The organism is Sporosarcina sp. E16_8, assembly GCF_017347095.1.
GTDB lineage: Bacteria > Bacillota > Bacilli > Bacillales_A > Planococcaceae > Sporosarcina.
Map to the genome: position 1 here is coordinate 23,209 of NZ_JADPRZ010000040.1, position 10,959 is coordinate 34,167.

7 protein-coding genes are annotated in these 10,959 nt (G+C 37.5%); all 7 read right to left on the reverse strand.

Annotation, left to right across the window (positions count from 1 at the left end; all coding sequences use genetic code 11):
• Positions 1-325: 325 nt before the first annotated feature.
• The 7 genes from I2484_RS16680 to I2484_RS16710 all read right to left on the reverse strand — a co-directional run bounded on the left by I2484_RS16680 (position 326) and on the right by I2484_RS16710 (position 10,106).
• Positions 326-2,932, reverse strand: coding sequence for a cation-translocating P-type ATPase (locus tag I2484_RS16680; protein ID WP_207152186.1), 2,607 nt, complete (start codon positions 2,930-2,932; stop codon positions 326-328).
• Positions 2,933-3,292: 360 nt separating this feature from the next.
• Positions 3,293-3,808 carry a hypothetical protein gene (locus I2484_RS16685; RefSeq protein ID WP_207152187.1) on the reverse strand — a complete coding sequence of 172 codons (516 nt, stop codon included), beginning with the start codon at positions 3,806-3,808 and terminating at the stop codon, positions 3,293-3,295.
• Positions 3,809-3,846: 38 nt separating this feature from the next.
• Positions 3,847-5,235 (reverse strand): plasmid pRiA4b ORF-3 family protein, encoded by a 1,389-nt coding sequence (locus I2484_RS16690; protein ID WP_207152188.1) that lies wholly within the window; start codon positions 5,233-5,235, stop codon positions 3,847-3,849.
• 164 nt (positions 5,236-5,399) lie between these two features.
• Complete coding sequence (locus I2484_RS16695; RefSeq protein ID WP_207152189.1) at positions 5,400-6,182, reverse strand: YqhG family protein; 783 nt, start codon at positions 6,180-6,182, stop codon at positions 5,400-5,402.
• A 29-nt stretch (positions 6,183-6,211) separates the two neighbouring features.
• Positions 6,212-7,744 (reverse strand): DEAD/DEAH box helicase, encoded by a 1,533-nt coding sequence (locus I2484_RS16700; RefSeq protein ID WP_207152190.1) that lies wholly within the window; start codon positions 7,742-7,744, stop codon positions 6,212-6,214.
• 239 nt (positions 7,745-7,983) lie between these two features.
• Complete coding sequence (locus I2484_RS16705; RefSeq protein ID WP_207152191.1) at positions 7,984-8,769, reverse strand: SurA N-terminal domain-containing protein; 786 nt, start codon at positions 8,767-8,769, stop codon at positions 7,984-7,986.
• 395 nt (positions 8,770-9,164) lie between these two features.
• Positions 9,165-10,106: a hypothetical protein gene (locus I2484_RS16710; RefSeq protein WP_207152192.1), complete on the reverse strand. Its 942-nt coding sequence runs from the start codon at positions 10,104-10,106 to the stop codon at positions 9,165-9,167.
• Between the last annotated feature and the right edge of the window lie 853 nt (positions 10,107-10,959).

Consider the following 10,959-nt stretch of genomic DNA (forward strand, 5'->3'; position numbering starts at 1 on the left):
GTTTTATTAATTACTTTTTCTGAGTTGAGATGCACCATAGATAATTGCAATAAGAACGATGCCTATTAAAACAATGATAGTAGTCAGTGGGTCGTTAATTCTCGGGATTGAATGCTGAAACACTTTGAAAAGAACTAATAACCCTATGCCTACAATAATTCCGGCAACTGTTGCTTTTTTATCGTCTCTTCCCTCCCGTGAAAAAGTATCACTTCTTTTGTGAAATAATAAATTTTCAACCCCAGGCTTTGTGTAACGACTCCTGAGGCATGACATTGCACCACGCACCACCTGTACAGGGGTAGTCACAGCGAATTCAATGGCATTACTTTCTTCTCACGAATAACACTTTATACCACTGATTTACTAGAAACGGCATAATGGACAAGCTATAAATATAACCTAATTGTACGCCACTTAATGTTGCGACTTCAAACACACCCGTAAGCGACGGAACAAATAACACTAAATGTAAACATAAAAAACCTATTAAAAACGCTAACCAAGTATAGAGATTCGAAAATACACCTATTGTGAAGATCGATTCTCTAGATCTCGAGTTGAAGCCATGTACTAATCTCGACAAACATAATGTTGCAAAGGCCATTGTGCTTGCTGTTTGCGTATCGCCCGTTGACAATCCCATTCGAAAAGCAATGATCGTAGCGATGGCGATTAATATACCTTCAAGCACCACTTGAGTAGTAAATTTTTTATTTAATAGCGGCTTGTGAATATCTCTAGGCTTGTCTTTCATCGTGTTTTTATTATGCGGCTCTAACCCTATTGCAATTGCCGGCAAACTATCGGTAAGTAAGTTAATAAATAATAGATGTACGGGTGCAAAGGGTACCGGTAAACCTAAAATTGTTGCATATAATACAACAAAAATAGCACCTGCATTCCCTGATAATAAGAATAGAATGGCGTTTTTAATATTTGTATAGATACTTCTTCCATTTGAAATCGCTTTGACTATCGTTGAAAAGTTATCATCCGTTAAGATCATTGAGGATGCATCTTTCGCTACCTCAGTACCGGTGATCCCCATTGCCACCCCGATATCGGCTTGTTTTAAGGCAGGACCATCATTGACCCCATCTCCTGTCATCGCAACGACATGTCCTTTTTCCTGCCAAGCCTTAACAATACGAATTTTATGCTCTGGTGTTACTCGCGCGTAGACAGAAATATCTTGAACCTTTTCTTGCAGTTGTTCATCCGTTAATCCTTCAATTTCATATCCTTCAATCACTTCTGATGGATCTGTTAAAATACCAATTTGTTTGGCAATAGCAGTTGCTGTTATTTTATGATCACCTGTAATCATAACTGGTTTAATACCCGCTTTTATACAGCTTTCAACTGCTGGTTTCGACTCTTTTCTCGGAGGATCCATCATCGCCATTAATCCAATAAAGATTAAATCTCTTTCGGCTTCTACATTGATTGTTTGATTTTTCGTTATCTCTTTGTAAGAAATCGCCAGTACTCGTAAACCATTCATAGAAAATTCACGATTCACTTCTTCAATTTTTTTACGATGTGCTTCCGTAAAATCAACAATCCCTTTAGACGTTTCGATTTTCATGATTTTAGATAGAAGAACATCTACTGCTCCCTTTGTAATCAAAATCTTTTGCTGATTGAACTGATTCACTGTACTCATTAGCTTCCTGTCTGAATCAAAAGGGATTTCCGCCACTCTTGGATGGTGATCTCTTACGATTAATTCGTTAAGATTGTACTGCTTTCCTAATTTCACGAGTGCAATTTCAGTAGGGTCACCGATTTCTTTATGATCTCTTTCCATGGCGTCATTACATAATAATGCCTTTACGATAAATTTTTTCTCAATTGCATTTTCTAGTTGTAGTTGATCATGCGGAATGACTTTTTGATCAACATATATTTGTTGAACACTCATTTTATTTTCTGTTAATGTCCCCGTTTTATCTGAACAAATAACGGATACACTTCCCAGACTTTCGACAGCATAGAGTTTACGTATAATGACATTTTCCTTCGCCATTTTTTGCGTCCCAAAAGCTAGCACAATGGTAATAATCGAACTTAATGCTTCGGGAATTGCTGCAACTGCAAGCGAAACAGCAAACATAAACGAGTCTACTAACTCGCGTCCTCGAAAAAGATCATTCGTGAAAATAGCTAAACAAATCATCGTAATGCCTAAAGCTAATTTCCCCCCGAAATGATCTAGACTTACTTGTAGGGGTGTTTTCTTTTCTTTTGCAGTATCCAGTAAACTTGCAATTTTCCCGATTTCTGTTTCCATTCCAATAGCCGTAACAATGGCAGTACCACGTCCATTGGTCACAAAGCTTCCAGTGAAAGCCATATTTTTTTTATCAGCAATGGTGATATGAGCTTCCTCGATGGGTGCGGTATTTTTCGCTACCGTCGAGGATTCACCTGTCAACGAACTCTCATTTAAATGCATATTATGGCTTTCTACTACTCTTCCATCAGCACTTATATAATCACCGGCCACCAAATAGAGAAGATCCCCAACCACTATATCTTCTGAAGGTATCTCCACTATTAGGTTATTTCGTATCACTTTTGCAACCGGAGAACTCAACGCTTTCAGATTATCCAAAGACTGTTCTGCCTTCACATTCTGTACAGTGCCCAGGATTGCGTTTAAAATAACGACAAGTAGTATGACTATCGTACTTTCTACTTCACCTAAAAGAAATGAAATGAAAGCTGCAACCAGTAAAATAATGACTAATAAATCTTTAAACTGTTCAAAGAACACGGCGAATGTACTTGTCCTTTTTCCTTCCGCCAATTCATTATAACCGTATACTCCTTGCCTCTTTTGGACGTCGTAATCACTCAATCCTTGATTCGTCACGTCCAGCATCTTCATAACTTCAACTGATGATTGTTGATGATATTCTGTCATTCGATTCTCCTTCCGAGTAGAATCCTTGCTGCTTGTCCTTCCTTATAAAGGTAGTGAATTCACTTGACTATATTTCAGAGAAATAGTATTCGATAATCAGATGTTTAATTTGGCACATGATTTACTCCACCTCCATAATTCTTTAACTCTACCAATTCTATTCCTTGTTCTATTCCAGTATGATAATAACGAATAGAAATATAATTAATTGTTAGATCTGTGAAAATAAAAAGTCCCGCCTTAATACGCATTGTGAAAGGCGTATTAAGGCGGGTGAAGTTGTTATTGGTTTGTAACTAGTATTTAGTGTTGCACTGCCTTAGTGGCTTTGGATAGAGTACTTTTCGTCCACTTGCAACCTCATAAACCATTCAATGTTTCTAACGATTCCAACACATGATTTAGAAAATCTGTAATGTCACCCATGTGATCCTCATTCAATTTAGACTTAAATCCCACTTCAATAATGTCTAGGTAACTTGATGCTTCTTGCTCATAAACGAAGCTCAGTGTTTGTGTTAACTGGATTTCGGTTTCCCAAATATCGTTCAATGCTTGCTCAATTTGCTTGCATTGTATGGCTACATTTTGAACACGTTTGGTAAAACGTACTAACAAAGAACAACCAAGATTTTTACTAGGCAACTCTAATATCTCACCTGCCAAATCTTTGACAGATGCCCCTAACATAATTTCGGCAGTCACATGTGGCTGATCGGCTAATGTAAATTCAATAGCAAAGTCCCTAGCCATAATGGCAAAATCCATTCGATCAAACCGGTTAGTAATCGTGATTTTTCGCTCTAAATTATCTAAATCATACACCTGATTTTCAAATGCTACTTTTAGATTTTCAAAAATTGTTGGATCATACAAATTATTTCCTCCAAATAACAACCATTTTTAGTCGTGCTTTATTTCCCGCAACATTTCTTATACTTCTTTCCACTGCCACATGAGCAAGGTTCATTCCGGCCCGTTTTTCCACCCTCAATTATGCTAAATGGGGTGCTAGGTAGCGGCATTAAATGGTGTTTTCCCATTTGTGAAATTTCATTAGGTGTATGGCCCCTATTTTCCCAAATGCGTGTGGAGTTCGCAATCATGGCGATAACATGTATATATTCATTCATTTGCTTCATATCTTTACATTCAAAACGCCCTAAAAAATCCTGCACCACTCCTTGGAAATTAACGTGAACAACTCGTAATTGACCGACCAATTCATCGATTTCATCCTTAATCATAATCGTACTACCACCGAAAAAGTCTTTCGCAAGCATATGTCCAAGCTTCTGTTGATGGCTTGTCTTTTCATAATATAAATCATCTGCGTAGCGTAATAGCTCTTCTTTTGCAGGTACATAAAATGGCTTGCCCATGGTTCCTTCGATAAATGCAGAATAATTTTTGACGTATTCAATTTCCTCATGGATCAATGCTCTCTTATGTGTAAACACACTTTCTTTCTTTAGCTTTTTTGCATAATGAGAATCTGCTAACAGTGCCTGTAGTTCACTACTCGATACAGATGGCTTATTTTGGACATTGTAAATCTCCAGAAACTTTGGATACTCAATCATTCCATATAGATTAGCACATGCAATAGCATACTGGATTACAAGATCTTTGTTAGGCAGTACTTCCGTATCAACCGACTTTGCCCCGCGATATTTATCAGATAGCACGTAATAATTATCATGATCGATGTGTTGCCATTCTGTCTTTTTGTATTTCACATATTTTAATCGTTCATTCAGCCAAGTAATGTCCAAAGGCAAATAGAACTGCTCCTCCGCCCATGCATATGTGGATAAATAATCTGGATGTGTCGGATCCTGATACACTTCTAGAAAAACTTCATATCCTGGGGGACCGCCAACATCCTCAGGTGGCGCCGTTCCCTCTCCATCAAGTAACGTGGGGTAGCCAAAATAATAATCCTCTACTATTTCTTCAAGCTCCACCAGAATCCGCCAGTCATCACCAAAATCATAGTTATAAATGAAATGTCTGTGTTTTTCAAGATACGAGTCAATTTTTATACGTGCTGGTTGCTTGACCGTTTTACCGTAATACGCCTTCCCTTTGTATTCATCTAAAATCGATTCATTATCTGTGATAAAATAATCATCTATCTCCACTCCAAAGGTATGGTAAGGCTCAAGTGTGCTTTGAAAATTTGTGACGTTCTGGATTGTTTCATGCAAGCGGTTAAATGTCGCACCTGCTGGTAAAATAATGCGCCTCCAGATAAGTGGAGTAATGTCTTCAAAAGATAGTTTTAAAATATATGCTTTCATATGTCACCCTCTCCTTTTATTTTCATCTAATCTTATATCGTAGCTACTACTAGCTACTTTACCGTAAATAATTCACTACATCGAAGAAAAGACCTTTTACACGTTCAATGAACGTGCAAAAGGTCTTACCTATTTGGGATAGTTATCGCACAAATACCTCCTATTCATTTTAAGTAGAACAATCCACCATTAATGATGTCAATTTTAATTCTCGCTTCGTATTGTTGGTCCATTGCTTCTTTCTCAATCTCATAACAATCCGGCTTATTTTCTACCCCTTCATAAAAGTATTCTAATACCTTGCGATCCTTTTGCCATCTCAACTTAGCTTCTTCAGCCCATTTGTGATCCGCCTTCTGTATGAAGGTATCAATTATCCCATCCAATCGTTCAAGGGCACGAATGGGCTTAATAATATAGGGTAAATTAAAGGTGTTTTCCGACATCGTAGTAGTTAAATCTACTCCACTTAACAATTCCTGAAACTCCTCTTTCACCTGGCCCGTCATTAAGTTAATGCCTAACGAATAAAGAATTTCTTTCGTTTGATCACTGTAATACGATATTTTGTAATTAACTGCTAGCCAAGGTGTTAAGATGGTTTGCGGCTCAAATTTATCTACTACCCGCTCATACATTCGGACAAATGAGCCCATCTCTTTTGTTGCTTGAAACAGTTGACTGAGACGAGGAGAGCCGAAGTGTATAACTTCCCCTTTGATATCTTCAACAAGCCTATTTTTATCTGTGATAAAGGTTAGCTGTGCTGGACTCGGTTCCCCGTCAGTACATTCTAAGTACTTCCAATAAAATGGCCTATTCATAATTTTTTTATCCATTTCAATCGTTAATTGAACATTAATATAATGGTCATTGTCATTTAATACTTGGCAATTGTTTTCATTAAAAAATTGTAGTAAATAACTGTGAATTTGTTGTGGGTACATGTTTTTCCTCCTCCCCAAATACTTTCAACTCATATGGATTTTTTGAAAGCGGATAGTATGTCATCGAGCTCTCCCACTACTTGTTCAAATACCCCAATTTTCACATGAAGCAAATCCAATATATGGTCTTCGATTGAATTCTGAATGGCTAAATTGTAAATATGAACGTCATGCTCTTGCCCTAACCGGTGGACACGTCCAATGCGTTGTTCTAATTTCATAGGGTTCCAAGGTAAATCATAGTTAATGACGTGATGACAAAATTGTAGATTAATCCCTTCACTACCCGATTCCGTCGCAATCAGTACCTGCGCTTTCTCTTTAAACAGCTGCTTCATCCACTCCCGTTTATTCTTGTTGAATTGGCCGTTAAAAGGGACACTTGTGATTCCTTTTGATTGTAAATACCATTGCAAATAGGTTTGAGTCGCTCGATATTCGGTAAAGAGTATAACCTTATCACTCGCCTGAGTAATAAGTTCATAAGCCTTTTCTGCCTTCGAATTAACTTCTAAAACCATCAACTTTTGAATAATTCCTTCCATATAAGAAATGTCTTCTGGTTTAATGCATTTTTGTAGCATATTAGTTAACGTCAAGCTTGTAGCTTCCTTACTGCTGCACATTTCCCTTTGTAACGTTATCATGGAGAAGGCATCCGAAAAAATGGGACAAACATTTTTAAGGTCTGAAATCAGATCGTATACTTCTTGTTCTTCTTGAGTAAAAACAATGGGTATGATTTGAACACGACGATTTGTCCATTCAATTCCAGTATCCTGTCTTCTGTTTCTAACCATCACTTGATTTACCAATTCTTTTAAATAATCATCATGTTCCACATTATGTTTACTTACGGAAAACGACGATTGAAACGTCTCATAATTTCCTAAGTGCCCTGGTTTTAGTAATGAAATGAGATAAAAGAGTTCAAATACGTTATTTTGAATTGGCGTAGCAGTTAGCAACAAACAAAACTTTTTCTTCAAGTTTTGTACGAACTCATAGTTTTTAGTTTTATGGTTCTTTAATTTATGGGCTTCATCAATGATGATCAAATCATACTCTTGATCATAGATATTTTCTTTATGTGGGCTTCTTTTTGCCATATCTATACTCATAACGACAATCGTACAATGGTCTAAATCGTAATTTTTTTTATACTGCATAGCTGGAATATGAAATTTGTGATTCAGTTCTTCAATCCATTGATTGACAAGAGAAGCTGGGACCAAAATTAATGCTTTCTTCACAAGGCCTCTTATTAAATACTCTTTCAAGATCAAACCCGCTTCAATGGTTTTACCGAGCCCCACTTCGTCTGCAAGTATCGCTTTGCCATTCATCCTTTCAATGACCGTTTCTGCCACTTTCAATTGATGGGCAAGAGGCGTAAGATTAGGTAAATACTTAGGTGATTGAAGTCCATTGAAATCTGTGATCAAGTTCGTTTTTACTGCCTCATAACTCATCCTATATAAAGTCCAATTATCCCATGCTTCCCGGTTCTCCAGTCGCTCTGTAAAGCCTTCTTTCCATGCAGACGACTTTTCAATTATCATAACGATCACCTCCTATCACTTTTTCTTTCTTATTAGGTTGTCCCAAAAAGAAGTTCCTATGTTTATTGAAGTGAAGTTCAAATTTAAGTCGCCATTTTAATAAAAATACAAAAAGACATGAAACGCTCAACCAAGAAGGTTAAGCATTCCATGTCTTACCGTTTATCAATACAGGCTTCCAAAGTATACGCCTAGTTCGTGAATCCAAATTTCCAAGTAACCAATTGAACTTAATTCAGTTAAATTTTCAACTCGATTTTAGCATCTGCTTTTAACTCTTCAACATGTTTAGATAGTAATTTCTGCTGTTGTTCTTGATTAATTATACCTTGGATTTCCTTACTTACTTCTGCAAGCGGTGGCAACTCTTGTCCCGCTTCTTTTGATTTTGAAGCAGCTTGATCGTAGTATTCTTTAATTTCTTTATCCGTTACTTTTCCTGCTGGTGCTATCTTATCTTGGTACTTTCCAGATATGATGAAATCCGCGATTTGTTCTTTTAATGTTTTTTCATCCATACTTTGAGCTTTGAGCGCTTTCTTCATTTCTTTTTCGCCGCCAAATTGCTTTTCAAGTACTGAATACTCTTCATCAATTTCAGATGTAGATGCTTTTAGTTTCGCTTCTTTTGCTTTTTGAAGAATCAATGCCTGATTAACAAGCATATCTAGTGCTTGCGTTTTTACTTGTTCCGCTGATTCTTTGCTCGATGGGTCTTGTCCCATTTGCTGCATTTGACTCTGAATTGATGTCAATGCCGCGTTATATCCCTCGCCTTTAAGTTCTTCCTTATTTACAACAGCCACGATCTTGTTGTTGTCCACTTGCTGTTTCGCTAACTTCTCTTGCATCTCTTTTGCAGATGCTTCTTGTTCGTTAGTGGCTTCTTGCCCTGCTTTTTCTTCAGGCTTTGTTTCTTCTTGAGGCTTTTCATCAGTTGCCGCTTTATCTTCTCCACCGCAAGCAGCTAAACTTAATGCAAGCGCACCTGCTATAAATGGAACTAGAACTCTTTTTAACTTCATATCATGTAAACCCCTTTCAAATTTGCCGCCCATCATTTCTTAAGCTTAGTTTGTATCTTAACGAACATTCATCAAAAGATAAACTCATATCCCTCCATGACACCAAATTGACACCAGGATGTCATTTAATAAAACACTCTAATCACCGATTAGACGCACTTCCAGTGTAATACGATCATTGAATCATTACAGGAACAAATCACATTAATTTATCGACCAACATTCCGACCGCACATCTTACTTCTTATATAGACAATTAAAACGAAAAAGAATACATCGAGTGCATAATTATTTTAGATGGATTATTTGGCGACAAAAAACACTGGAAATCCGTCGTTTTTTTGTCGATGGACTTCTAGTGTTTTTGCTTTTCCTAGCATGACTTTTCATTTTTATTACCTTTGGTTTTCTGTGCATTTAGTAGGGTCTATATGCGTCACTTCCCATTTACCTTGCTTACTCTTCATTAACTGTGACACTAAAACATCTGTGTCATTTGTTAGTTGAACAAATATAAATCGATAATCATTGCCATCCGTACCGATGAAGTCAATGGTTTTCACATAGCCCTCCCTTTTTGTCGGTAATCTTTTTTTAATTAATTTACACCAATTCCCATACTCAACATCAACAACACCTTCTCCCTCTTGGCGCCAGCCGTGATATGCAGCACACAAGAAATCCTCAGCTGTCAAAGTGATAGCATCAATTTTGTATAGGTCCCCTACCTGTACGACCGAAATGGTACCGTAATGATATTGGAATCCAGAGACGCCAGATGCCGTCCCATTGATCGTTTCGAGTTCAACGAAATAGTGAATCGGTTGAACGTTATTGGGATTTGGTAGTTTGTATAATTTAATGAGATTGGTGTGACCGATGCCTTCGAAAGAGGAAAGGTAGGAGGTATAGGGCATTTTCTGTTGATAGGTTTTGGAGAAGAAGTTGTACGCGATTGGGAATGGCAGCATCGCCTCTCCTACTGTTCCGCACCCTCCAATGAGCTGACTTGTTAGATTTTCAGCTTCTCGCAAAATGCTAAAATAATTGAGGAGCATATTTTCAGGCGAATCTAACAATGAATGCGGAAGGTTGATTTCTGCATACGTCTTGTTGTAATACGGGTCGAAAAATTGATAGCCGAATAATCGACGATTCAATATCGAGCGACGGGAAGGACGAAAGAATTGTTCCACATCTAACTGGGGATTGGTTTCTTTCTCTTTGGTGTGTTCCTGTTGTCTCCTGTGATGCTTTTGTATTTCTGCTCCCATTGTATATGTGGTTTTCTTTTCATCAGCATGTATTCGTAATCGAGCACGTCTCCAAAACACCACGCACATCTCCCCTTTTTCTCCTATTGCCTCTAGGGTATGCCATAGTTAATATATGTGTTTTTTGAAAGATTTGGGGATGCCTTTGCTCGGTTAACAGAGATAAAAGCATTCATCATGAACATGAAGAAAAATACACAGTGCCCGTTTCTAACACCATTCATGCTCGTCGAATTACAGCAACAGTTGGCCCCCACACTATATATGGTGAATATTGTGTATTTCAAAATACTCATTTACACTTAACTTATGCAAAGTTTTACTACGAATAAAGACTACAATCTGATTTTTTTCAAATTGTTAAGCGTAGGACCAGCGAGTTTTACAATTGAAGATCCAGATGGGAATTCCATTCTTGTAGACCAACACAGATAAAGAAGAGGTAATAACGTTTCAAGGAACTTCATACAACATTCTATCAGCCTTGATCCATAGTTTCACCCCACTTTATAGTGTTCTTATGACCACCCATTTCACTTCTAATAGAAACATTTCAAACGAATAAAGGATACATCGAGTGCTATTTTATTCTACAAAGATTGTTTAACGTGAACAAAAGTGAATGGCATCTGCTCAGACGCGATAGGCACAAAACAGATTGCCGATGAGGCAGTTCTCCCCTACACCTACATAGTTAAGACGGCTTGTGACCCGGGCGTCTGGCGCGCGGAGTCTAGACGTGAAATCTCTACGTTGTCACTTATACACAGTTCGAGATTATATTATTTCTTAAGTTTTAAAAAACGGTTGTACAATAAATGACGTTGGTGAAAGAAAATCCCCATCCCTTTAAAGGGAGATGAGGAGGATCTTCACTAACGTCATTTTTTATAAGTATATTGGATAAGGTAATCCT

Bases quoted from the DNA above. Each gene is read 5' to 3' on its own strand.
- I2484_RS16680 (WP_207152186.1), bottom strand. From the start codon at position 2,932: ATGACAGAATATCATCAACAATCATCAGTTGAAGTTATGAAGATGCTG.
- I2484_RS16690 (WP_207152188.1), bottom strand. From the start codon at position 5,235: ATGAAAGCATATATTTTAAAACTATCTTTTGAAGACATTACTCCACTT.
- I2484_RS16695 (WP_207152189.1), bottom strand. From the start codon at position 6,182: ATGTACCCACAACAAATTCACAGTTATTTACTACAATTTTTTAATGAA.
- I2484_RS16700 (WP_207152190.1), bottom strand. From the start codon at position 7,744: ATGATAATTGAAAAGTCGTCTGCATGGAAAGAAGGCTTTACAGAGCGA.
- I2484_RS16705 (WP_207152191.1), bottom strand. From the start codon at position 8,769: ATGAAGTTAAAAAGAGTTCTAGTTCCATTTATAGCAGGTGCGCTTGCA.